The organism is Reichenbachiella sp. (genome assembly GCF_965233835.1).
Classification (GTDB): domain Bacteria; phylum Bacteroidota; class Bacteroidia; order Cytophagales; family Cyclobacteriaceae; genus Reichenbachiella.
On the sequence record NZ_OZ247585.1, the window covers coordinates 2,435,712 to 2,460,417 of the forward strand.

21 protein-coding genes are annotated in these 24,706 nt (G+C 39.3%); 6 read left to right on the forward strand and 15 right to left on the reverse strand.

Features of this window, described 5'->3' with window-relative positions; translation table 11 throughout:
* Nucleotides 1-52 precede the first annotated feature (52 nt).
* Nucleotides 53-604, forward strand: a complete 552-nt coding sequence (locus ACO6S2_RS10380) for a NirD/YgiW/YdeI family stress tolerance protein (protein ID WP_422358478.1) — start codon at nt 53-55, stop codon at nt 602-604.
* Nucleotides 605-650: 46 nt separating this feature from the next.
* Here ACO6S2_RS10380 and uvrB read toward each other — a convergent pair whose 3' ends face one another.
* A complete protein-coding gene (gene uvrB, locus ACO6S2_RS10385) occupies nt 651-2,675 on the reverse strand; it encodes an excinuclease ABC subunit UvrB (RefSeq protein ID WP_422358479.1) in 2,025 nt (674 codons plus the stop codon).
* Between the two features lie 112 nt (nt 2,676-2,787).
* Between uvrB and ACO6S2_RS10390 the strand changes: the two genes are divergently transcribed.
* Nucleotides 2,788-3,996, forward strand: coding sequence for a hypothetical protein (locus ACO6S2_RS10390; RefSeq protein ID WP_422358480.1), 1,209 nt, complete (start codon nt 2,788-2,790; stop codon nt 3,994-3,996).
* Nucleotides 3,997-4,011: 15 nt separating this feature from the next.
* Nucleotides 4,012-4,965 (forward strand): carbon-nitrogen hydrolase family protein, encoded by a 954-nt coding sequence (locus tag ACO6S2_RS10395; protein WP_422358481.1) that lies wholly within the window; start codon nt 4,012-4,014, stop codon nt 4,963-4,965.
* On the opposite strand, the gene ACO6S2_RS10400 is transcribed toward ACO6S2_RS10395, so the two are convergent.
* The 5 genes from ACO6S2_RS10400 to ACO6S2_RS10420 form a co-directional block, all read right to left on the reverse strand.
* A complete protein-coding gene (locus tag ACO6S2_RS10400; protein ID WP_422358482.1) occupies nt 4,966-6,120 on the reverse strand; it encodes an MFS transporter in 1,155 nt (384 codons plus the stop codon).
* A gap of 51 nt (nt 6,121-6,171) precedes the next feature.
* Complete coding sequence (locus ACO6S2_RS10405; RefSeq protein WP_422358483.1) at nt 6,172-6,912, reverse strand: shikimate dehydrogenase family protein; 741 nt, start codon at nt 6,910-6,912, stop codon at nt 6,172-6,174.
* The gene (locus ACO6S2_RS10410) at nt 6,909-7,862 is read right to left on the reverse strand and encodes a DUF368 domain-containing protein (protein WP_422358484.1); all 954 of its coding nucleotides are present in this window, start codon (nt 7,860-7,862) and stop codon (nt 6,909-6,911) included. The genes ACO6S2_RS10405 and ACO6S2_RS10410 overlap by 4 nt, the downstream gene beginning before the upstream one ends.
* Before the next feature lie 17 nt (nt 7,863-7,879).
* Nucleotides 7,880-8,653 carry a phosphosulfolactate synthase gene (locus tag ACO6S2_RS10415; protein ID WP_422358485.1) on the reverse strand — a complete coding sequence of 258 codons (774 nt, stop codon included), beginning with the start codon at nt 8,651-8,653 and terminating at the stop codon, nt 7,880-7,882.
* A gap of 116 nt (nt 8,654-8,769) precedes the next feature.
* The gene (locus ACO6S2_RS10420) at nt 8,770-10,164 is read right to left on the reverse strand and encodes a tetratricopeptide repeat protein (RefSeq protein WP_422358486.1); all 1,395 of its coding nucleotides are present in this window, start codon (nt 10,162-10,164) and stop codon (nt 8,770-8,772) included.
* A 332-nt stretch (nt 10,165-10,496) separates the two neighbouring features.
* Here ACO6S2_RS10420 and ACO6S2_RS10425 point away from each other — a divergent pair, with 332 nt between their 5' ends.
* Nucleotides 10,497-11,624 (forward strand): helix-turn-helix domain-containing protein, encoded by a 1,128-nt coding sequence (locus ACO6S2_RS10425; RefSeq protein ID WP_422358487.1) that lies wholly within the window; start codon nt 10,497-10,499, stop codon nt 11,622-11,624.
* Between the two features lie 69 nt (nt 11,625-11,693).
* Nucleotides 11,694-14,042, forward strand: a complete 2,349-nt coding sequence (locus ACO6S2_RS10430) for an ABC transporter permease (protein WP_422358488.1) — start codon at nt 11,694-11,696, stop codon at nt 14,040-14,042.
* 60 nt (nt 14,043-14,102) lie between these two features.
* Here ACO6S2_RS10430 and ACO6S2_RS10435 read toward each other — a convergent pair whose 3' ends face one another.
* The 9 genes from ACO6S2_RS10435 to miaB form a co-directional block, all read right to left on the reverse strand.
* Entirely contained in the window at nt 14,103-14,498 is a 396-nt protein-coding gene (locus ACO6S2_RS10435; RefSeq protein ID WP_422358489.1) for a DUF3127 domain-containing protein, read from the reverse strand.
* 119 nt (nt 14,499-14,617) lie between these two features.
* Nucleotides 14,618-15,958 carry a WD40 repeat domain-containing protein gene (locus ACO6S2_RS10440; RefSeq protein ID WP_422358490.1) on the reverse strand — a complete coding sequence of 447 codons (1,341 nt, stop codon included), beginning with the start codon at nt 15,956-15,958 and terminating at the stop codon, nt 14,618-14,620.
* Nucleotides 15,959-16,056: 98 nt separating this feature from the next.
* Nucleotides 16,057-17,694: a chaperonin GroEL gene (groL, locus tag ACO6S2_RS10445; RefSeq protein WP_422358491.1), complete on the reverse strand. Its 1,638-nt coding sequence runs from the start codon at nt 17,692-17,694 to the stop codon at nt 16,057-16,059.
* A 45-nt stretch (nt 17,695-17,739) separates the two neighbouring features.
* A complete protein-coding gene (locus ACO6S2_RS10450) occupies nt 17,740-18,018 on the reverse strand; it encodes a co-chaperone GroES (protein WP_422358492.1) in 279 nt (92 codons plus the stop codon).
* A gap of 226 nt (nt 18,019-18,244) precedes the next feature.
* A complete protein-coding gene (gene secG, locus ACO6S2_RS10455; RefSeq protein ID WP_422358493.1) occupies nt 18,245-18,622 on the reverse strand; it encodes a preprotein translocase subunit SecG in 378 nt (125 codons plus the stop codon).
* A complete protein-coding gene (locus tag ACO6S2_RS10460) occupies nt 18,623-20,695 on the reverse strand; it encodes a hypothetical protein (protein ID WP_422358494.1) in 2,073 nt (690 codons plus the stop codon). It lies immediately after the preceding gene.
* Between the two features lie 69 nt (nt 20,696-20,764).
* The gene (lptE, locus tag ACO6S2_RS10465) at nt 20,765-21,292 is read right to left on the reverse strand and encodes an LPS assembly lipoprotein LptE (protein ID WP_422358495.1); all 528 of its coding nucleotides are present in this window, start codon (nt 21,290-21,292) and stop codon (nt 20,765-20,767) included.
* A complete protein-coding gene (locus ACO6S2_RS10470) occupies nt 21,276-22,553 on the reverse strand; it encodes a sigma 54-interacting transcriptional regulator (RefSeq protein WP_422358496.1) in 1,278 nt (425 codons plus the stop codon). The genes lptE and ACO6S2_RS10470 overlap by 17 nt, the downstream gene beginning before the upstream one ends.
* A gap of 11 nt (nt 22,554-22,564) precedes the next feature.
* A complete protein-coding gene (gene miaB / locus ACO6S2_RS10475) occupies nt 22,565-24,022 on the reverse strand; it encodes a tRNA (N6-isopentenyl adenosine(37)-C2)-methylthiotransferase MiaB (protein ID WP_422358497.1) in 1,458 nt (485 codons plus the stop codon).
* Between the two features lie 171 nt (nt 24,023-24,193).
* Here miaB and ACO6S2_RS10480 point away from each other — a divergent pair, with 171 nt between their 5' ends.
* Nucleotides 24,194-24,679 (forward strand): hypothetical protein, encoded by a 486-nt coding sequence (locus ACO6S2_RS10480; RefSeq protein WP_422358498.1) that lies wholly within the window; start codon nt 24,194-24,196, stop codon nt 24,677-24,679.
* The last annotated feature ends 27 nt before the right edge of the window (nt 24,680-24,706 follow it).

Genomic DNA, 24,706 nt, shown 5'->3' on the forward strand with positions numbered 1-24,706 from the left:
ATATATTTATGTTAATCTACCACTTAAACTAGAATTTTTAAAACTTTCAATTATGAGAAAATCAATCGCTTTTGCGCTATTTGTCATAGCTCCGTTAGTATCATTTGCACAATACACAGGCCCCAACTCAAAAAAGATCCATTATACCGTAGAGGAAGTGAAGTCAAATGGTCCTCAATATGACAAGGAGGATCATTTAGTGACTTTACATGGATATATTATTGAAGCGTTGGCAGAACGAAATATGTATGTTTTTCGTGATCGAACAGGAAAAATTGATGTGAAAATTGATGTTGACGGATTACCCCATACGCCTTTTGATGACCAGGATTTGGTTGTGATTATCGGGCATGTGAAATCCAAAAAAGGGGAGACTAAACTTTTAGTAAAGAAGACTTTAGTATTGCACGTTGATTTAGAAGAGCTTAGAAAGCAAAACCAACAACTCAAAATGAAAATAGATGGAGATAAGCCTGTTAAACCGGCAACTCCAGCTAAACCTGAAATGGCTCCAAAGCCAATGGCAGATGAACCAATGGAGGATAAGAACATGAGTGAGGAGGAGGAAGAAATGGATGATTCTGAAGAGATGGAAGAAAAATAGGATAACTGCATGGTTTGTAAAAAAGGATCAGCTTACTGATCCTTTTTTACTTTTCAGTCTTTAGTTTCTCAAGAGCCAACATTTCATCCCTAAGTCTAGCGGCTTCCATAAAGTCTAGGTCTTTAGCTGCTTTTTCCATAGATTTTTTCGTCTTCTCAATCATCTTTTCTATGCCTTCTTTGTCCATATAAGCTACAACCGGATCGGCTGCTATATCTGCCGTTTCAGATTCTATGTATGGTTTAGGTCTGGTTGCCTTCTTGGAGTCGGCCACAGAGGTCTGCTCCATGATGGCTTCTTTTGATTTTTTGACTGTGGTAGGTGTGATGCCATGTTTCTCGTTGTAGGCGATTTGAATGCCTCGTCTTCGGTTGGTTTCATCTATGGCTACTTGCATGGATCCTGTGATTTTATCTGCATACATGATCACCATGCCACGTTCGTTTCGGGCGGCGCGTCCTATAGTTTGAACTAATGACCTTTCGTTTCTGAGGAAACCCTCCTTGTCAGCATCTATAATTGCCACCAGCGAAACCTCAGGCAAGTCTAATCCTTCTCTCAATAAGTTTACTCCAACCAATACATCAAACACGCCTAACCGCAACTCTCGAAGTATTTCTACTCGGTCCAAAGTATCCACTTCAGAATGAATATATCTGGTTTTCACACCAGCATTGATCAGATATTTAGAAAGTTCTTCAGCCATGCGTTTTGTCAAAGTTGTGACTAACACTCTTTCCTCAAGCCTAACACGTTCATCTATTTCATCCATCAAATCATCAATCTGATTCAGACTTGGACGTACTTCAATGATTGGGTCTAGTAAACCAGTAGGACGTATGACTTGCTCCACAACCACACCTTCCGACTTTCTAAGTTCGTAATCACCAGGAGTGGCGCTAACATAGACGCTTTGTCCTACCATACTTTCAAATTCATCAAAGGTCAAGGGCCTGTTATCCATGGCAGAAGGCAATCTGAATCCATGATCAACCAGGTTTACTTTTCGTGCACGATCACCTCCCCACATCGCTCTTACCTGGGGTAGCGTGACATGACTTTCGTCAATGATCATTAAAAAATCATCTGGGAAATAGTCCAGTAGGCAGAATGGACGAGCACCTTTTTGACGCTGATCAAAGTAGCGAGAGTAGTTCTCTACACCAGAACAGTAACCTAGTTCTCGCATCATTTCGATGTCAAATTCGGTGCGCTCTTTTAGCCTTTTGGCTTCGAGAAACCTTCTTTCTTCTTCAAAGTACTGCACTTGCTTCACCATATCATCTTGAATTTGATTGATGGCTTGGTGGAGTAGGTCTTTGCCCGTCACAAATAGATTGGCTGGGAAAATAGTAACGATTTTTTCGTCCGACAATTTCTTGCCCGTGTGTGGCTCAATGCGTTGTATGGTCTCTATCTCATCTCCCCAGAAAATGATGCGATAAGCAAAGTCTCCATAGGCAATAAATATATCCACGGTATCTCCCTTTACTCTGAAATTACCTCTCTTGAAATCGGCTTCTGTTCGGCTATATAAAATATCAACAAACTTGAATAGTAACTGATTTCTGGAAATCTCCTGACCCACTTCTAGAGTCACAATGTTTTTCCCAAATTCTTCTGGGTTACCTATACCATAGATGCAAGACACGGAAGCAACAACGATTACATCCCGCCTACCTGTTAGTAGCGCTGAAGTGGCTGCCAGACGAAGTTTCTCAATTTCCTCATTGATACTTAGATCCTTTTCAATGTACAATCCTGTGGTGGGCAAAAAGGCTTCCGGTTGATAGTAGTCATAATAGCTGATGAAGTATTCCACAGCATTTTCTGGAAAGAACTGTTTTAATTCACCATAGAGCTGTGCTGCCAATGTTTTATTATGACAGAGGACTAGTGCTGGGCGATTGGTTTCAGCGATCACATTGGCCATTGTAAAGGTTTTGCCGGAACCTGTAACCCCAAGAAGCACTTGTGATGGTTCTCCATTGTTAAGTCCTTCTAATAATTCGGCAATGGCTTGGGGCTGATCCCCAGTGGGAACGTATTCTGAAGTGAGTTTGAAATCCATAAGCGTAAATATCGACTAGTCTATACGGATGAACAAATCAAAAGTGACGCTGATCAGTTGTTCTTTATGCAATTCTAATTATTTTGAGAATTCATGAAGAAACGATAGCTGTATGATTGAAAACTTGCTCATCACTATTGTCTCAATTGGGGTAATTCTGCTGTTATTTATTCCTCGATGGACAAAATCTGATATTTGGTTGGCAACCCTTACGCCATTGGCTTCAATAATTGGAAGTGGTTTCTTAATTCTCGGGCCTCTATTACAAAATTCACTCGGTACGAATGCCCTTTGGGGTATGTTTTTCCTGTGCGCCTCGGCCTATTTGATTGGATATGTGATACGGTTTAATATCCAATATGTGGAAGATGAATTGAGTGCTTCAGGGACATCAAAAGGTATAAAATTAACTGAGAAATTAGGCGACATGTCTTTGGTACTGGCTTATGTGGTTTCCATTACATATTACCTGAATTTGTTCGGTGCTTTTTTTCTCAAGGCATTTGATCGCACAGATGATTTTGAACAGAAAATGGTTTCAACTTTTGTGATATCATTCATTGGAATATTTGGATTGTTCAAGGGATTAGATTTTCTGGAAAGGCTAGAAAAGGTTAGCGTGAGTATAAAACTATCCATTATTGGAGGTCTTCTTTTTGGGTTACTCTTATTTAATGCTGAAGCAGCGGCCAAAGGAGGGTGGATTTTAAAAGAACCACATTTGGACTTTACCTGGAATAGTTTTGCCATTTTAGTAGGCTTGATTATTACAGTTCAAGGGTTTGAAACATCTAGATTTTTAGGAGAGAAGTATGATCAAGCGACAAGAATTAAGTCTATGAAGTGGGCTCAGTGGATATCTACGGTCATCTATTTAATGTATATTGGATTGTCCTTAGTCAATTATATTGGGCCTACAGTTGGAGAAACTTCAGAAACAGCAATAATTGATCAAAGCAGAGTCATCGCTACTTGGCTACCAGCTCTGCTTATACTGGCTGCATTGGCTGCGCAATTCAGTGCTGCAGTTGCCGATACCAATGGTGGCTCCGGTCTGGCTGTAGAAGTAACCAATGGCACTGTAAAAAGTAAAGTAGGTATATTCTTGATTTGTCTTCTTGGGCTTGGATTGACCTGGTTATTCGATATTTTTCAAATTATTGCTTTGGCTTCTAAGGCTTTTGCTATTTTTTACGGTATACAATGTTTATCTGCCATCCAAGTGGCTTACCAGAAGAAATTTTGGTTAAAACTCCTATTGTTTGCTGGAGTATGTATCCTGTGCCTTTTGGTCATTTTTGTTGGTGTACCAGCGGAATAAAAAGATATAGAAATTATGAGTGAATTGAATTTGTTAAAAGTAGGTATTGCACAAATATCACCTGTCTGGTTAGACAAGAAAAGGACACTTGAAAAGATTTATGATTCGATAAAGACTGCTGCTAAACAATCTTGTGAGTTAGTGGTTTTTGGAGAGGCATTGTTACCGGGGTATCCCTTTTGGGTTGAGCTCACGGAAGGTGCGAAGTTTAATTCAAAGATGCAAAAGGAGCTTCATGCTCATTATATACGCGAAGCAGTAGAAATTGAGAAGGGAGATCTGGAGATGCTTTGTGGGATGGCTCAGAAACATCGATTATCAATTTATCTGGGTACCATAGAACGAGCTGCCAATAGAGGAGGCCATAGTATTTATTGCTCGTTAGTATATATCAATCAGGAGGGAAGTATTGAATCTGTACACAGGAAACTACAGCCCACTTATGAAGAGCGTCTTTCTTGGGCGCCAGGTGATGGGCACGGGTTGCAGGTTCATCCACTCAAGGAATTTACAATTGGAGGATTGAACTGCTGGGAAAATTGGATGCCGCTTTCCCGAACCGCATTGTACGGGCAAGGCGAAAATCTGCACGTTGCTGTATGGCCAGGGAATGAAAAAAATACTTTTGACATCACTAAATTCATGGCTAAGGAAGGGCGATCATTTGTGATCTCTGCTTCTGGATTGATGAGAAAATCTGATATACATGAAGGAATACCACATTATAATGACATCATAAAGAACGCACCGGATACCATGGCCAATGGAGCATCTTGCATTGCTGGGCCTGATGGAGAATGGGTGGTTCCCCCTGTATTGAATGAAGAAAAACTAATTACAGCTACCTTGGATTTCAATAGAGTGTTAGAAGAACGACAGAACTTCGATGTAGCTGGCCATTATTCTCGACCAGACATCACACAACTATCTGTCAATAGGGAAAGACAGGGTATCCTGAAACAGAATTAACTATTTGCTTCTTAGAATAGCTATTAGAGGGATGATGAGCAGTGGAATGGTAGTAAGCAGCATGTTTTCCCAACCCAGCGCATGAACAACAAAACCCGCAGATAAGGCAGCTGTAGCTTGTGTTCCAAAAATCATAAACTCATTCAATGCCTGGACTTTGAATCGTTCATTGTTGGTATAAGCCTGAGGTAGGAGCGTTGTTCCTCCAATAAAGAGAAAGTTCCACCCGATACCTAGTAGGACCAAAGAACCCCAATAATGGCCTACATGATGTCCTGAGTATGCTATACCTATGCAAATGGCAAAGGCTGCAATACCAGCCAACATCATAGTTTTAATCCCAATTCTTTTGATAATCCATGCGGTCACTAAACTTGGTAGAAACATAGCTACAATATGACTCTGAATTACCCATTTGGTGTCTTCTAAGGAATGTCCATCCATGACATGCATACTCACTGGTGTGGCCGTCATGATAAAACTCATGACCGCATAGCCCATCATGGCACATAGCACGGCTGTCCAAAAAATCGGTTGTTTGATGATTTCATTTAAAGATCTTCCTGGTGCTGTGTTTTCTTCGTTTATAGGTTTTACATTCTGAAAAAAAGAGATGATAACAAATCCAAAAACAAACAATACGGCCAAAAGCATAAATGATCCAGTGAAAGGATGATCGAGTAGATCCTTTCCATTAACGGCTATTTCGGGCCCGATGAATGCGGCAGCTATACCTCCTAGAAGTACCGTGGAAGCAGCATCTGGAATCCGGTTCGGTTTTACGCTTTCCATGGCCGCAAATCGAAATTGATTCAAAGAGGCAACCGAAATGCCAATTAAACCCAAGCTGAGGCAGAATAAATAAAAGGACTGTATATGGATACTATAGGCCGCTAACAAAGAAACGAAAACTGAAAATGTAATAATGGTCAGGAACGTCTTTTTTCTACCCCATTTTCTCATAAGTAGAGCGACCGGAACAGTAGCTAGTGCTGTACCAATGATAATGGCTGCAACCGGGAGTGTGGCCAAGTTAGGAGAGGGGGCAAGGGTAGTGCCAACGAGACCGCCTACGAATACAACCAATGAACTGGCTGACATCATTAGGGCAAGCCCTAAGGTTAGTACCCAAACATTTTTAGGAAGTGATAGCATGAATAAAGTTATGTAAAGGTAGGAGATACGTGAACTAAGAAAGAAAGATGACTAATCATTCCAAATTTTCCAAGAAGCCTCGGCTTGACCCATCAACATCTTGCGACCATTCTTGATTTTTGCTTTTTTGTCTAACCCTTCTTGCAAAAAGGCAGTGATCTCGGGGTTGTAGACTAAATCAAACAAAAGGTGTCGATTGGTAAGTTGGCTGTAAGAAAGAGAAGGTTTCGTTTCTACATCAGGGTAGGTGCCTAACGGTGTGGTGTTAATAATTAATTGATGTGTTTGTATCCAGTTCTCGTTATTTACATCTTCATAACTAATGGAATCATCAGATGCTTTTCTTGAAACGGATTGAAATGGAATATTCAAGTCGTTCAGCGCTTTTTTGATAGCTTCTGATGCGCCTCCCGTGCCCAAGACTAATGCCTTTTTATCAGACAGATCCCAGTCATCTTGCAGTGAGTTAATGAATCCAAGGTAATCCGTATTGTAGCCCTTGAGTTTTCCTTCTTTTAATATTTTGATCGTGTTGACCGCACCTATTTCTTCGGCATTGGCATCCAATTCATCCAAAAAGGCCATTACCTCTTTTTTGTAGGGAATCGTAACATTCAGGCCGGTTAATGAATCTGAATGATGATCAATTAGATTTTGAATTTCGGAAATTTCAGCCAACTCGAATAGTTCATAGTTACTATCAGTTATACCTTCATTTTCAAATTTTTCTGTAAAATACTTCTTAGAAAATGAGTGTTTTAAGGTTTTACCGATAAGTCCGAATTGCCTCATGATTGACTTTTTTCATTTGCCTTTTTAATAGCAAAAGCAATTTTCTCCATGATAACTACCATCATAAAACCTAAGGCCATATAGAGTATGGCTTGTATGATCAAAGGAGATTGACCTGTTTCAGCCATATAGTCTGTTGGTAGAAGATTTCTTTCAAAGATAGGGACTTGTTCACCGTGTGAATTAAAACGAAAAAGTTCTGCCTTTTTCCAGGGCCAAATCTTATTCAAAGAACCAATCATAAAGCCCGCTAATAAAGCAATGGCGTAGTTGTGAAATTTCTTTAAAAACCAGGCAATCAATCTTGAAAAAGTGAAAAGCCCTACCACACACCCAGTGCCAAACACGGCAATCACAGCAGTGTCAAGATTTTTAAGGGCAGACATGATGTAGGCATATTTTCCCAATATCAGTAAGATGAAGCTTCCAGAAATTCCAGGAAGTATCATAGCGCAAATGGCCACTGCTCCACTAATAAAAACAAACCAAAGTTCGTTGGGGGTAGTAGAGGGAGTAACCACTGTAATCACATAAGCGATGGCAATACCACTTATACATGACAGGGCAGTGATAAAATTCCATTTTGTAATTTCCTTGGCTACGGATATGGATGAGATAATGATCAGTCCAAAGAAAAATGACCAAATCTGAATAGGATGCTTATCCAGTAAAAAGGTGATAATTTTCGCTAAGGTTAGCGCACTTAGCAAAATACCTGAGACTAATGGCAATAGGAATGAACCATTGATTTTACTCCAAAACTCCTTGATTTTGAACGAGAAAAGAAGTCTGAAAGCATCTGCGTCAAATGAGTTGATGGAATTGAGCAGTTCTTCGTAGATCCCAGTAATAAAGGCGATCGTTCCGCCGGAAACTCCGGGTACTACATCAGCACTACCCATGCCTATCCCTTTTAGGAAAAGCAAGAAATAATCTTTAAACGAACGCATAAGGTGGTTTTGCTTCTTTAAAGTTTGGCGTCGCCGTTGAGGAAGTAATCGAAAGTATCTCCTCTAAGTCCAAGTCTAAGTGTTTCCAATGGAATCACTTCATTTGGAGCGATATTGCCAAGGTTTACGTTTGAGCCTAACAGCTTAATGAAGTAGACCTGTTGAGATTTCTGAGGAGCTTCCCAGATTACCTTTTCCATCGGGATTTTGGTCAGAATCTCTTGAACTAAACCTGATCTGACTTCTCCATCTGATCTGAATAGACCTACGTTTCCGCCTTCTCTGGCTTCGCCGATTACTTTCCAGGCGCCAGCATCTAATTCCTTTTGCATCAATTCAATCCACTGATATGGGGGGATTATTTCAGCAGCGTCTTTCGAACCTACCTCTGAAAGAACGGTCACCTCCTTGGCTAGCGTACTTATGTATTCACATTTTTTGCTATGATCGAGGATGATAGAGCCATCAGAAACTTCGGCATGTTTGATGTCGTATTTTTCGAGCACCCTACGATAATCGTCGAATTGATCTCTTATGATAAACGCTTCGAAGAGGGTTCCGCCGAGATAGACCGGGATGCCTTCAGCCTTATAGAAGTCTAATTTTTTTTGAAGGTTGTTGGTGACATACGAGGTAGCCCAACCTAATTTTATTATATCGATAGAATCCCCACAGGTTTCTAACATGTCTTCTGCCTGACGGACGCTTAAACCTTTGTCCATGACCATTGTGAATCCTTTTTCACGTGGTTTAACCGTCCTTTCAGGAATATTATTAAGGGTATAATTCATTCTAAATATTCAATACGAAAATATAGCTGGTCGATTTTTTCAACCTGCAAATAAATTGATAATAGCCCTATTTGCAAAGGCTTTTCGCGAATGATTTGGGGTAAGTGATTAATGTCTTATTTGTACTGCTGAATGATTTTGTACAGCGCCTTTTGGGTTTCTAGTTTAGGGAAGTGGTCATACAGAACGGTATGCCCTTCATAGTCCAAGAATAGTCCTTTTTCCAGATAAGTAAAAGCTAACTTGTATTGACCTTTTTCAATCAGATAGATAACCGCTTGATAGAAAAGTGCGGCATCATCTGGCAACTCTTCCAGTCCGTCATGGATGATGTTCATCGCTTGCTCGTGATCACCTTGCTCATGATAGATCATCGACCATTTCTTCCAAACTTCTACGTTGCCAGGATCTAGCTGACTTACCTCGTCGTAGGCATCGATACTTGATACTACATTTCCGACTTTGTATTCAGCTTCAGCCAACGCCATCCAATAATCAGCATTTTCTACACTGAGTTTTAATGCTTTATTAAAGAAATGAACAGCTTCATACCATTTGTTTTGGTGTCCCAAACATATTCCCGTGCAATACCATGCCTCATCATAAAACTGATCCAGTTTGGTTGATTTTCTATAGTACCGTATGGCCAGGTCATATTGTTCCATTTGCTCATACACAGAACCTATGCTGAAGTATATTTCAGGAGTAGGGCCCTCTAATTCTAGCGTGGTTTTGAATGCATTCAATCCCTGTTCATACTTCTTCTGCATCATGAGTGAGTTACCCATGTTGAAATATGCAGAGCTGTATTTTTCGTCTATCGCCAGACAGTATTCATAGGCATTGATAGACTCCTCGTATTTTTCAAGCTTATTGTAAACGATACCCAAATTGAACCAAGCGTATTCTGAGTAAGGGTCCTTGTCTATAAACTCTTTGTAATAAGAAATGCTTGTTTCCAATTCTCCAGTGACGTCCAGACAGTAAGCGAGTTCATACAAAGCATTTTCGTTATTTAGATTCTCTTCTAGCGACTGCTTGAAATAGGCAATGGCTTCTTTGTAGTCCCCTCGATTTTGATAGGCGAGTCCAATGCTGTAGAAGATTTCATCTTTATCTTCGGATTGTTCTAGTGCCCGATCGAAACTCGCTAGGGCATCGTTGATGTCGCCATTGAGAATTTGTATGTTTCCCTTGATAAGAAAGATGTCTGAATCACCAGGATGTAGGTTTCCTGCTTTTTCCAAAATTTCGATAGCTATGCCGTATTCTTGGAGATTTGAGTAAACCTGAGCCTTTAAAACCATGAACTCAACCGCATAGGGGTATTGCTCTATGGCTAGATTGGTGGCTTTAAGTGCTTTTCGGTGTTTGTTGTTGTCCAGGTAAGTTTGGATGATAGATTCGTATTCATCCGAAGTAAAATAAAAGGCCTCTTTATTCTCGCGAAACGATTCATACTTTTTTATAAGCTCTTTCTCCTCGTTTCGTTTTTTAAAATTCTCCTCCATTATCCGATAGCATTTGGTTGCAAAGATACTGAATGCTTCATCTGCAGCATCAATATCATTTATGAAATATACTCATTATGATTTAACAAAAGTGCCGTCATCTTTGATTTTTGTTTCTTTAAATAGTAGGATGTATGACTTGATTTCTGAATTTTATGAATGTATTTTTTTGATAATCAGTCAGATAAATACTTCACTGTGAATTTTTCATTGAGCAATTGAGTTTTAATTTAATTCGTGCGAAGAATTGGAACAAACCATTTTACTTAGGGGAATTATGATCTAGGTTTGGATTAACCAATTACTCTTGCCTGAACGAATATACCAAGTAGATGAGTGCAGTTAATTTTATTGGCATTGGCCTAGCCTTGTTTCTTTCCTTTCTGCTTATTCAGAAAAGAAAGAGAGGCACTTTTGATTATATATTGCTGACCTGGTTGATCCTTAATGCCATATTGCTCTTTTTCTATCATCTCAATTTCGAAGGACATACAGATCAGATGGTGCCGTTGTTGATAGCCATGTGTTTGATTCCTTATTTGATTTCTCCTTTACTTTTCATTTACGTCTCATCCCTGGTGCAAGGAAACAGATTCTCATGGATTGGTCAGCTTGCTCATTTTGTTCCATTCTTGTTTATGGTGCTTTCGATGTGGTGGTTTTATTGGTCTCCAACCCCTGATTACCTGATTAGAGTTTCTAAGGGATATATTAATGTAAAAGGACAGTTGCCATTTCATGTGAAACACTGGGCTTTAATTATGGCCTTTTCGGCATGCATGTACCCCGTATTATGTTTGATCAAGATTCTAAGGCATCAATCTGTTATCGTCAATGAGTTTTCTAATCTTCAGGAAAAAACACTTAATTGGATGAAGTATTGGATAGTAATAGAATTTGTCGGTTTCTGGATTTCCTTTTCAATCGTAATTGCGGGTGATATGGATATGGTAAATATTATGACTTCTTTTAAGGTTATATCAGGACTGTTGATTACCAATATTTTCGTGATTGGATACTTTGGTGTGAAGCAATCGAATATTTTTCTTGATTCCAAGTTGGAGAAGAACACGAACAATGATGAAAAATATCGCCATTCGAATCTTAACCAACAGGAAGCTCAGGAGCTAATTGATCAGCTCAATAATAAAATGCAAGTAGAGAAGCCGTACCTAAATCCAACCCTAAGTGCTGGGCAGTTGGCTGAGATGATCAACATATCAAAACATCAACTGTCACAACTGATCAATCAGAATACTTCTTCTAATTTTTATGAGTATGTTAATCTGTTTAGGGTTGAGGAATTTAAGAAGAAGGTAATGGAGGGGAAAGCCGATAAACTTTCGTTGTTGGGATTAGCGCTTGATTGTGGTTTTAATTCTAAATCTACGTTCAATTACCTCTTTAAAAAGTTTGAAGGGATGACACCATCTCAATACAAAAAACAAGTTGCTCAATAAGTCCGAATCCGTCGAACCGGACGAACCATACACTTAAGCCCCACATATTTGAACTAAAAACTCAAAATTATGTGGAAGAATTACTTACTCACCTCAGTACGTTCTTTGAATAAGGAGAAATTCTACGTACTTATTAATTTGCTCAGTATGGCCATGGCATTTGCGCTTTGTACAATTGCCTTCTTTAATTACATGTACAACAAAACTTATAATCAATCTTTTGAAGATTTTGATTTGGTTTATAAGGTTAATGCTGAACAACAATCTGCTACTTCATCCAAGGATGTAGGTATCAGTCCTGTAGCTCTTCTGGAAGGGATGTTGACTGAATCTCCAGAACTAGAAATAGGAAGATATCATGCTGACGTTGTAAGCTTAAAAAATGAGGATGTATTATTCAAAGAGTCAGTAGGTTTTGTTGATCCAGCATTTTTGGACATCATTCGTTTAGATCTAGGAACATTAGAGCTGGAAAAAGATGAGATTATCTTAACCGAGGAAGTGGCTCATAGACTGTTTGGCAATGAAGACACGAGGGGGAAATTAGTATCAGTATTGTTCAGCAATGGTGAAGAACGTTCCTTTCAGGTGGGAAATGTGATTCGGACACCGAATGAGAATACTAGTTTCAAATTTTCCGTGTTATTGCCCATCGGGCATCATTTAGATATGAACCGGATCGAATTCAATGATTGGAGTTCTTGGGTTAGTGGGACATTTATAAAAGTAAAAAAGGAGAATTTGCAGTCTGTAGAGTCTCTGATACAGCAATTTATTCCAGTTCAAAATGCACAAAACCCTGAATTGAAAATTGCAGCTTATCGGTTAGACCCCATTGCTGAGTGGCCGCACTTTGAAAAGGAACTGCATGGCAGAGCTTTTGGAGGAGTATTACATCCGGCTTCCGTGATTGGAACTATTAGTTCTGCTTTGGCCATACTTCTTTTGGCCTGTTTCAATTTCTTTAATACCACTATTGCAACTTCAGGGAGTAGGCTGAAGGAAATTAGCATGCGTAAGGTTATTGGTGGGAAGAAAATTGATATAGTTATCCAGTTTATGATAGAAAGTGGAATACAGGTAATTGTCGCATTTTTCATCTCACTGATCATTAGTAAGTTACTTATCAGTCCTTATAATGCTATGTTCAATTTTGATCTAGTGGAATTTCAACCAGCCTATTTAAAGCCGTACCTTGTTTTCTCCATCGGGGTTTGTTTGTTGACTATTCTACTTTCTGGTACCTATCCTGCTTTTTATATAAGTAAATTCCCATCACTAGATATATTAAAGAATAAGGTCAAAATCAAAGGGAATAATCTGCTGACCAAATGTCTGCTTGCCATTCAGTTTTCCGTATGTGTATACAATCTTTTTGCCCTCGGTGTTTTTGTGGAAAATGCTTACTACCAGGAATCTCTAGACCGAGGGTATGAAGTCCGTAAGTTCATCAATATACCTATTCAGCCAGATCAGTTTGAGCAGTTGAAAAACCTAATTACTCAAACCGCAGGATTCGATGTTGTTATGGGAACAGAGCAATTGGTGGGATTCTCAAATCAGGAGATAGCTATTGAATACGAGGGGGTAGAGCACACTGTTGGAAAATTGCACGTAGGGGCAGCCTATTTGAGCTCCCTGGGAGTTGAATTTATAGCCGGTAATGATTTTAGTGATAATCGATCATCTTATGAACATACCATTATTGTAAATCAGATGTTTAATAAACAAATGGGTGTAGATATGATGGATGGTTCGATAACGGTTCTTGGCAAGAAATACCGGGTGCAGGGAGTTACCCAAGATTTCAATTTGCAAAACATCATGCTGACCAATAAAATAAAGCCGACCATGTTCTTTTTTGCACCGGATTCACTTAACGAATATTTGGTAGTGAAATCTGAGGAATTAAAAATAATTCAGGATCAGCAGCGACTTGAAAAAATATGGTATGACCTCTATCCAGATCAATTATATGGTGGATTTTATCAGGAAAAGGTTTTTGAAAGTGAAAACAAAACCAACTTGATAATGATAAGAATTAATGTATTTATTGCGATTGTTTCTATTCTTATATCAATACTGGGACTTTATGCCTTGATTTCTTTAACCATACAGCGCCGAATCAAGGAAATAGGCATCAGAAAAACCTTAGGAGCTTCGTTTGGACATGTGATTAACCTGCTATTGAGAGAGGTGGGCTGGATGATGATTGTGTCGATTGTCATGGGGTTGATCATGGGTACTTATTTTATCAATATGCTTTTGAGTATTATTTATGCTTACCATATTGAAATTGATTTCTTAAACTATGCCTTTTCTGTTGTGATCATTTTATTGTCAGCTGCAATATCTATTGGATACAAAGTAATTGTGACGGCGAGGATGAATGCAGTAAGTCAACTTCGGACTGAGTAGAACCATAAAAAAAGGCTCTTTGATTTTTATCAAAGAGCCTTTCTCTGTTTTGGTATTCTATTAAAAAGGTAAGTCGTCAGCTTCTCCACTGTTATCTGAATTCAGCCATTCTGGTTCAGTAAGGTTGGCGCCAGCTTCATCCGTTTGGCCCTGGGCTGGAGCTGCACTTACATCATTCGCTGCACTAATTCTCCATGCTTGCAAAGAGTTAAAATAAACGACTTCTCCTTTAGGATTGGTCCACTTTCTGCCTTTCAAGTTAAAGGCTATGTTCATTTCCTGACCAATATTAAATCCATCAAGCTGTTCACATTTATCCTGAATCAATTCGAATTTGATAAACTCCGGATACTGCGGATTTTCTGCATACTCAACAACAAATTCTCTCTTTTTGAAACCACTGGCTCCAAAGGAAGCAGTTTCATATTTTTCTAGCAGTTTAGCTTTAATTTCCATGGTGTATTTTTTCTAAATGAATGGGCACAAAGATGTGAATTCAAAAGGGAAAGTTCAATGATGTTTATAAAATTTTGAAAGCAAAAAAAATTCAGTTAAAGAACAACATCAAGATTCTTCTAGTTTTTCTCCAAAAGGTTTGGGCATGTATCCTCATAAGGGAAATTATGTCCCACATAATCATGCCATTCCTCCGATGTCATATTTCTACTGATGTATTGGCAAAGTCGGTCAGCCATCCATTCGAAATCCAGATTAAATATCCTAATAGTCTTATCTTTCGAACCAGTAAGTATTTTATTGCCGGATTGATCAAAGCATGCGGTCATCACCCAATCGTTGTGATCGTCGAGTACGATTGGGAATTTCTTAGAATCAAATATATCCCATACTCTTACCGTACCATCTCGGCTGGCGGTTAGAATTCTTTGCGTATCAGGACTGAAATCTATGGCAGTGATAGCCGATTGGTGTCCGGAAATGATTCGAACAATCCTTTTTTCTTCTAGGTGCCAAATGATCGCATCACCCTTTTCTCTACCAATAGCTAGTAGTTTGTGGTCTGGGCTGACAGCCAGCACGTTGACAGCAAAATTTTCTGGTATGTCGAGATATGCATTTTCGAATCGTTCATTCCACACTTGCACAACTCCTTTGATGGTGCCAGCATAAATCTCACTTTTTTCGGCGTCTACCGCCAATGCCCTGATTTCATAAGTGGTTTTGCCCTTGATAGAATCTAGTTCATAACCTTTGATTTTAATTTCTCCTTGTCTGTTGACCGTTAGGTAGTTCAATTGATCAGGTAAAAAAATGGCAGCTTGTGCATTTTCTGAGTCTCGACTCACTTGTGAGGTATTTACTTCCGACGATTGCGATTGACCGGTTTGAGTGTTGATGAGTAAAACTCCATTTTCTTTGGTGACTGCCAGCAACCATTGGCCATCTGAACTTAAATCTAAAGAACGATAAAGCACTCTGTCACGATAGAGTAGGACAGGCTCTTTTTTGATGTTCGATTCATCCCATTTGAGAATTTTTCCGTCAGAGGAGGCGGAGTAAAAGATGTTGGGTTCTTTACTATAGACAATCGAAGTAACCATTTCGTCATGTTCGAGGATGTGGTTGTAAAAGGTGTTTTCTATGCTGTCATATTCATAATATTTATTCGCATTGTAAAGGGCAGAGTATACATTAAGGTGAGAAATGAATTTACTGGCCGTATTCCTAATCCAAAAATTGTACGCTTGTCGAGCGGTAAGTGATTTTCTGTCAGCAAAGTATCTGGGAGTAAGAATAGAGCGTTGAGACATGGACTGGATGAGTTCTGTCGTCTCTAGAGAAACAACCAATTCATTTAATGAGTCTAGTTGATTTTGTAGGCTTTTTTCTGCTTCGGACTGAGCTATGGTAGTATGAGCTAAAAAAAGAAGTGCCAGGAGGGAGGTTACAATTTTCATATTTAAAGATATAAAAATTATGACATGAAAAAGCCATCCCAATAAATATCGAGATGGCTCCATATATGATAAATAGTCCTTAGACTATGGCTTCATGATTACATCATGCCTGGCATTCCGCCACCGCCCATTGGAGGCATGGCTGGAGCTGCACCTTCTGGCTCAGGCTGATCAGATACAGCCGCTTCAGTTGTCAATAGCAATGAAGCAATTGACGCTGCATTTTCAAGGGCCAAACGTGTCACTTTAGTAGGATCGATGATACCTGCTTCAAACATTGACCCGTAAGTGTCATTTGCTGCATTGTATCCGTAGTCTTTCTTACCTTCCTTCACGTTGTTCACTACCACAGATCCTTCGCCGCCAGCGTTGGCTACGATAGTTCTTAATGGAGCCTCGATAGCAGATTTTACGATCGCTACACCAGTGTTTTGATCATCGTTGTCAAGTGTCAAGCCATCCAAAGATTGTACGGCTCTGATGAGTGCAACACCACCACCGGCTACAATACCTTCTTGTACAGCAGCTCTAGTCGCGTGCAAAGCATCATCAACCAAATCTTTCTTTTCTTTCATTTCTACTTCAGTAGCTGCCCCGATATAAAGGATAGCCACACCACCAGAAAGCTTAGCTAATCTTTCTTGTAACTTCTCTTTATCGTAATCAGAAGTTGTGTTTTCGATTTGCTGCTTGATGTTGTTTACTCTAGCATCGATATCTTCTTTCTTGCCAGCGCCATTTACGATCACTGTATTGTCCTTATCGATGTTTACTTTGTCAGCAGTACCTAAGTACTCCAAAGTAGCATTTTCCAACTTGTATCCTCTTTCTTCAGAGATCACAGTACCACCAGTTAAGATTGCGATGTCTTCCAACATAGCTTTTCTTCTGTCTCCGAAACCTGGAGCTTTCACTGCAGCAATTTTCAGAGACCCTCTGATTTTGTTTACCACCAAAGTAGCCAATGCTTCTCCATCTACGTCTTCAGAGATGATTACCAATGGTTTGCCAGTCTGAGCTGTAGCTTCCAATACAGGTAGCAATTCCTTCATCGTAGAGATCTTCTTGTCGTAGATCAAAATGTAAGGGTTTTCCATCTCAGCTTCCATTTTCTCTGTGTTGGTCACAAAGTATGGAGAAAGGTAACCTCTGTCAAACTGCATACCTTCTACAGTTTTTACTTCAGTCTCAGTACCTTTAGCTTCTTCTACAGTGATTACACCGTCTTTGCCCACCTTGTCCATGGCGTCAGCGATCATCTTACCTACTTCAGCGTTGTTGTTGGCTGATACGGTAGCTACCTGAGCTACTTCGCTTGAGTCTTTGATTTCTTTAGACTGCTTCTTCAAGTTTTCAACTACTGCAGATACAGCTTTGTCGATTCCTCTCTTGATATCCATTGGATTGGCACCAGCAGCTACGTTTTTGATTCCGTTGGCGAAGATCGCTTGCGTAAGTACTGTAGCAGTAGTAGTTCCGTCACCTGCATCGTCTGCAGTTTTAGAAGCTACTTCTTTTACAAGCTGAGCACCCATGTTTTCGATTGGCTCGCTTAATTCAATTTCTTTAGCTACAGAAACACCATCTTTAGTGATTGATGGAGCGCCGAATTTTTTGTCAAGAATTACGTTTCTTCCTTTTGGACCTAAAGTCACTTTTACTGCGTCCGCCAATTGATCTACGCCTTTTTTAAGGCCTTCTCTTGCGTCTGTATTAAATACTATGTCTTTTGCCATTTTAAATGATCTTTATATGCTAAATAGTTAATAGGATAATTGAAATTATAGTGTTCCGAATACATCAGAATTGCGCATGATAAGGTACTCGGTACCGTCCAATGACAACTCAGTGCCAGAGTATTTGCCGTAAAGCACTTTGTCTCCAACTTTTACAGTCACTGGTTTGTCAGATGTACCTTCACCAACAGCTACAACTACACCTTCTTGTGGCTTTTCTTTGGCAGTATCAGGGATGATAATACCAGAAGCGGTTTTTTCTTCTGCAGCAGCAGGTTCAACCAAAATTCTATCTTCGTTTGGTTTAAAGCTTACTTTTGACATGTTCTTATATATTTTATTTGATTCTATAATAAAGAAATTTCTTCCTGCCTATTAGCATTTCTTATGCCAACTCAAAGACCTGCCAAAAAGTCGGTCAATCTTGCAGGAAAAGTGACAGGAGTGGAAGCGAGCAGGGGAGTCACTGACAGGATTACGTTTTTTTGGATATAAAAAAAGTCCTAAACTCAATGTTCAGGACTTTGATATTTTTTAAAGTAATTCGAGATTACTCTTCGTTGTCAGTACCTTCTACTTCAAGTGCGTCGTCAAGTCCTTCAGTATCACCTTCCTCAACATTCAAATCTAAGTTTGGCGCGATTGTTTTTTCTTGAGCACTTTCAATGTTTGGGCTGGCAAACTCTTCTCCAGCTCTTGATTGAGTGATTAAGAATTTAGTAGAAAGTGTCAATGAAATTAAAGCGATAGCTAAACCCCAGGTTAATTTTTCAAGTAGATCACCAGTCTTCTTAACACCCATCAACTGAGAAGTGCCTGATCCACCGAATTGGCTTGTCAATCCACCACCTTTTGAGTTTTGTGCCAAAACAACCAATACCAGCGCTACTGCCACAAAAACTATCAATACAACAATCGTAGTAAACATCTATTTCTTATTTAATTTTTCAATTTGAGACGCAAAGTAAGCCTTTTTTTGAGGATTTTTCAAAATTAATTTTTGATAGATATCAATGGCCTTTTCCACTTTGCCTTGGCTAACTAAAATTGTTGCCAAATTTTCTGTGATCAAGTGGTCAGGGAAGGTGTCATAGCGAGCCGCAAGATCCTCGACGGGGCCATCTTCCCGTTGTTTGTCTTTAGATACTTGAATGCTAGGGTTTAACTCAATAAAGGAGTCGATGATATTGGATTGGTTGTCTGTGCTTTTTTTAGCCTTTTTTCCAGACCCACTTACTTCTTTAGGTTTTTTTTTTTCTGACGAAGAATCGTCATCTTTTTTTGTAGACTTCTTCGTTGTGGTTTTTTTCTTCGTTTTAGCACCTAAAGTTGCTGACATCCTAAATTTCGGAGAAGCTTTTTTTGCAGTTTCTTTCTTGGTGGTTTCCTTTTTGGCTTTGGACTCTGTCTTAGCGCCAGTTGCCTTTTTCGTAGTTGTTGCTTTAGAAGCAGCCTTTTTAGGAGCAGCTTTCTTTTCAGCTTCTTTCTTTTTAGAAGTGGTTGCCTTTTTGGTCGTGGCAGCTTTCTTGGTAGAAGCCTTTTTACTTACAGCGGTTTCTTTTTTCTCTTTTACCGCTTGAGTTTCGGTTTTGGAGGCAGTAGCTTTTTTTGTGGTTTTTGAAGCAGTACTTTTTGATGTTGATTTTTTCTCAACCTTAGGTGTTGCCGCCTTTTTCGCAGTTGCAGTTGTTTTTTTAGGTGTGACTTTAGTCTCTTCTTTCGTTGTAGTAGGTGCTTTCTTTGTCGAAGCTTTGGTTCCAGTCTTCTTTACTCTTTCCTTGGTGAATTTGGTGCCTCTTTTCAGTACACCTAGTCTGAATTTCTTGCCAGTTTTTGAACTTCCAGGAGTCAATTTGAGCTCTTGAATTTCTTTGTCGATTTGATCGAGCTCCTCTTCTGTCTCTTCTGTGGATTTATCTGAAGAAGTGTCTATACTGACAGCTAGTTCGATCTCCTCATCTGTATTTACTTGAGGTTCATCTTCTGTTTGACTTTCAACCTCTTGGGTTTCTGACTCAATCGTAGGTTCTGCACTGGCTTCGATTTCTTCAGTTGATTCTGGTTCTTGAATTTTCTCGACTACTTCAGTTTCTTTGATCTCAATTGGTTGAGGAGTTGTTTTTATAGATTGTTCTATCTCTTCAACGGATTCTTCAGCCTCTTCTGTACCGGGAGCTTCTTCGGAAGATGATTCTGCATCCACTATAGCTGTTAGCTCATCTGAAGAAATGGTAGGGATAGAATCTTTTGGTTTTTCTTCAACCTTGGGTTCTTCTATAGTTTCTTCAATTTCAGGCGTATCCTTTTGTTTCTTGCTTTTTTCGGTGATCTCCGATAAGGCCTTTGAGAGGGTCTCTTCTTCGGCTTCTATCTCTTCTGCTACCTGACTTTTTAGCTTTTCTACCTCATCAACTTTTGTCTCCTCTTCAACAGCTTTGGCTTCAGGTTCTATTACTTCAGGAGAAGAAGCCTCAGGAGTTTTAATTGGTTCTTTTGGAGAAGTAGGAACCTCTTCCTTAGGTGTTTCAGTTTCTACTACAACAGTTTTGGAGGTGTGAGGATCTTCAATTACGATTTCCTCCGGATGTTTTTTGTCATAATCAAGATAGTGTTCTCGGCTTGCCTTCCACTTTTCAAGATTTTCATATATTTCTTTTACTAGTGCACTTTGTTCTTCTTCTGTGTTGTGAGTAGGTGCCTTTCTTGGCGTGCCAGCAGTTGAAGGCGTGGCACTTTTTTTAGGTGCGGCAGGTTTAGCTGGGGTGGAAGTAGTAGGTTTAGCTTGAGTGAACTTTATCTGCCCGAGAATATAATGCTTGAATATGTTCCTGTTGGTAGCATAGATGGCCGCAGTACTCATCTTTTTTGCGGCAGTAGGTTTTTTAAGACTCCTACTTGCTCTTGCCACAATACTGTGGCCATTTTGAAAAAATGGATTTGCTTTAACCAGGGTCTCCAGTTCTACAAAATCTGCCTCTGATATATTTTCAGGGGCTTTCATCAACTCTAGAAGTGTTAGCTTATTCAAGGATGGCTCTCAGTTATGCGTAAGCGATAAAGATAACAAAATTTACCAATTGGCAACAGAAGAGTTGAAAATATCAAGAATGATTTGGTCGAAGATTTCATTCACATATTCTTCCTCATTGGCTGATAAATCCTCTCTGTTTTGATCAAAGTCTTTGAAGAACGAAAAAGTTTGATCGAAATCAAATTGGTCGTCTTCCAGGTTGGTGTAGGTAGCAGAAACATATATTGTTATTCGCGTCAAGCTTGTGAGGTCAACCTGGTCTGGGTTTTCATTGGCAGAAACGGCTACTGGAGTCAAGGTGTAATTGTCGATACTCCCTTCGAGTTGTAGGTCTCCTTCCCCGTCGACTAGTGTAAGGCTAGTATTTCTTAGATAGTAGTCCTTTATTTTCTCTGTAAAGAGAGGACTCATGTTAGAAGGTCCTAAGGGAGAATTGTTATAAAAAGTTTGAATTGAGATAGTTTCAACCGTTGGTGAAATGGATGCGCCAGTAAATGAATATACTCCGCAAGAAGTATTCATAAGGGCAAAAGACATGAAGATGAATATACTAGTCTTCCAATTCATAGTGTTTGATTTTTCTATACAATGTTCGCTCAGAAATGCCTAAATCCTGAGCGGCGTACTTTCTTTTATTTCTGTTTTTTCTTAATGCCTTGATTATCAGCTCTTTTTCTTTTTTCTCAATAGAAAGCGAATCATCTTGCTCAGTTTCATGGGCGATATCTTCTACCTTATCAGTATCAAAATCTTGGTAATCATCCTGACTGAGAATTACCGGCGAATTGATAGGGTCCTCACTGAAATCAGCAAACTGCTCATCTTTCAGTTCCATATTACTAAACAGTTTACCATGCTCCTTCATGATTTCTGCCCGGTCTGTGCTGTCTCCAGCATTTTGCAGCACAAGTTTTTTAAGCTCATTCATATCCTGTTTCATGTCAAACAGGATTTTGTATAGAATGTCTCGTTCAGTAAATCCGTCACCTGAACCTTCCCCTTGAGCTTTTCGATCGAGAAGTGCGGGAAGGTTACTTGTATTTTGAGGTAAGTACTTTTTGAGTGTTTCTTCGTCGAGCGTTCTGTTCATTTCGAGAACCGATATCTGCTCAGCGAGATTTTTGAGTTGACGAATATTTCCGGGAAATCGGAATCTCATTAAAGCCTCTTTGGCTCCTTCAGTTAGTTTGATAGGATCTACATGGTATTGCTCACCAAAATCATAAGCAAATTTTCTGAACAGTAATTCTATATCTGCACCTCGCTCTCTAAGGGCAGGCACGTAAATGGGAACTGTATTTAATCTATAATATAAGTCCTCTCTGAATTTGTTGTTTTCTACAGCGGTAATCAGATTGACATTTGTTGCTGCTAAAACGCGTACATTAGTTTTTTGAACCTTTGAGGAGCCTACTTTTATAAACTCTCCATTTTCAAGTACACGAAGTAATCTAGCTTGAGTGCTCATCGGCATTTCGCCAATTTCATCCAGGAAAATGGTACCACCATCGGTCACTTCAAAGTAACCTTTTCTGGCTTCGTGTGCTCCGGTAAAAGACCCTTTTTCATGACCAAACAATTCAGAATCGATGGTTCCCTCTGGAATAGCTCCGCAGTTGACAGCGATGAACTGACCATGCTTTCTCTTGCTGAGTGAATGAATGATTTTTGAAAACGACTCTTTACCACTACCACTTTCACCAGTTATTAATACACTCATGTCGGTGGGTGCGACTTGAGCAGCTACATTAATAGCTTGGTTTAGCAATTGCGAATTGCCAATGATACCAAAGCGTTGCTTAATGGATTGGATTTCCGATTCTTTCACTTGGAGTAGGTTTAGTTTTCGACCACCGAGGCTAATAACGTTCCTGTAGTTACCTCATTCACTCTTACGTTAACGTATTCACCTTTTTTGTGATTGCCTGCATCGAATACAGCTACACGATTACAGGTGGTTCTGCCTTGCAATTGTTTGTCTGATCTTTTAGAGAATCCTTCGATTAAAACTTTATAGGTATTACCAATAGTTCTCTTGTTTCTTTCGATGGAAAGTTCTCTTTGAAGGTTTATGACTTCAGTCAATCTTCGTTTTTTAACATCCATCGGGATATCATCTTCATATTTCTTTTCAGCTAGAGTGCCAGGACGCTCGGAGTAAAAGAACATATAGGAGTAGTCATATTTTACATACTCCATCAATGATAAGGTATCTTTATGCTCTTCTTCTGTTTCTCCGCAGAAGCCCGAAATCATATCACTAGATATCGCACAATCTTCACCCAAAATTTCCTTGATTCGATCAATCTTTCCGATGTACCAATCTCTATCATAGGTACGATTCATTCTTTCCAGTATTCTGGAATTTCCACTCTGGGCAGGGAAGTGAATGTACTTGCACAGATTGTCGTGTTTTTTCATGGTGTAGAGTACGTCATCCGTAATGTCTTTTGGATGAGAAGTAGCAAATCGAACCCTCAACTCTGGACTTACTTTAGCCACCATTTCCAGTAGATTGGCGAAATTGACAATCTCTGCGCTATCAATCTTTTCTAGTCGAGCTTTATTGTTTTGTTCAGCTGACCATTTATAAGAGTCCACATTTTGACCCAATAACGTGACCTCTCTATAACCTTTATCAAACAAATCTTGAGCTTCTTTCACCACAGAGAATGGATCTCTGCTTCTCTCACGTCCACGAGTAAATGGGACTACACAGAATGAGCACATATTATCACAACCTCTCATGATTGAGATGAAGGCCGTTACGCCATTTGAATTTAATCGAACAGGAGTAATGTCGTCGTAAGTCTCTTCTCTGGACAAGAAAGTATTGACAGCTTTTTGTCCCGTACTTACCTCATCCAGCATGTTAGGTAGCTCTCTGTAAGCGTCTGGACCTACTACCAAATCCACAATCTTTTCTTCTTCCAGCAATTTTGACTTCAGTCTTTCTGCCATACAGCCCAATACACCAATCACAAGCTCAGGATTTTTCTTTTTGTATTGGTTGATTTCGCTTAGTCGATTTCTGACCGTAGTCTCTGCTTTTTCTCGAATAGAACAGGTGTTGAGGAATGTAACGTCTGCCTCTTCTATCGAGGAGGTAGTGGTGTAACCTTCCTTCTTTAAGATAGATGATACAATTTCACTATCAGAGAAGTTCATTTGGCATCCGTAGCTTTCTATATAAAGCTTCTTCTGACCAATGTTATTCTCATCTTTGGTAATATTAACAACCTCACAACTTTCTTGTGTGTTGTCCAAAATATCAATGTCGCCAATAATCTCTTTCACCTGTTATTAATTTTTGAGAACGCAAAGATAGAATAAATGCGACAAAATGTCAGTCCTTCTTTGGGCCTTAATACAAATTCTTTTATGGCAACAGATTCAATAGTGTAATCATTAAAATTCCAACCAATTGGTTTGGTAAAGTGTCCTTGATAAAAACAATAAATATACATTATGAAAATACATCCAATTTTTTACTTCTTGCTGTTACCTGTTTTGTTGTCTTGTGAAGATGAGGCTTCAAAAAAGGCTCTTAGTCAAAACTTGTCAACGCAACAGCTGACTATAGATCAACAGAGGTTTGACCAGGCTTGGTCTCAGTTGCAAACAGACCACTCTAACTCTGATCCATTTCAACTCAACGGATTGAGAAATGACAGTACGATGTTGATGATAGATGTGGCTTATAGCGGTGGCTGTGAAGAACACGACTTTGAATTGATTTGGCCTGAAGTTATTACCATGATTTACCCGCCCAGGTACACTGTGATTTTAAATCATGAGAGTAATAACGATGCATGTGAAGCTTATTTGTCTTCAACTTTATATTTTGACTTGAGTCAATATGATTTGGGCCTGACTCCCGAAATAATGGACGTTATTGATTTAACAGTTATTAATGGAAGTGATGGAGATGATATGTTGAAATTAAATAACTAGGCTTTGGATGTAACTGCAACGTCGGTG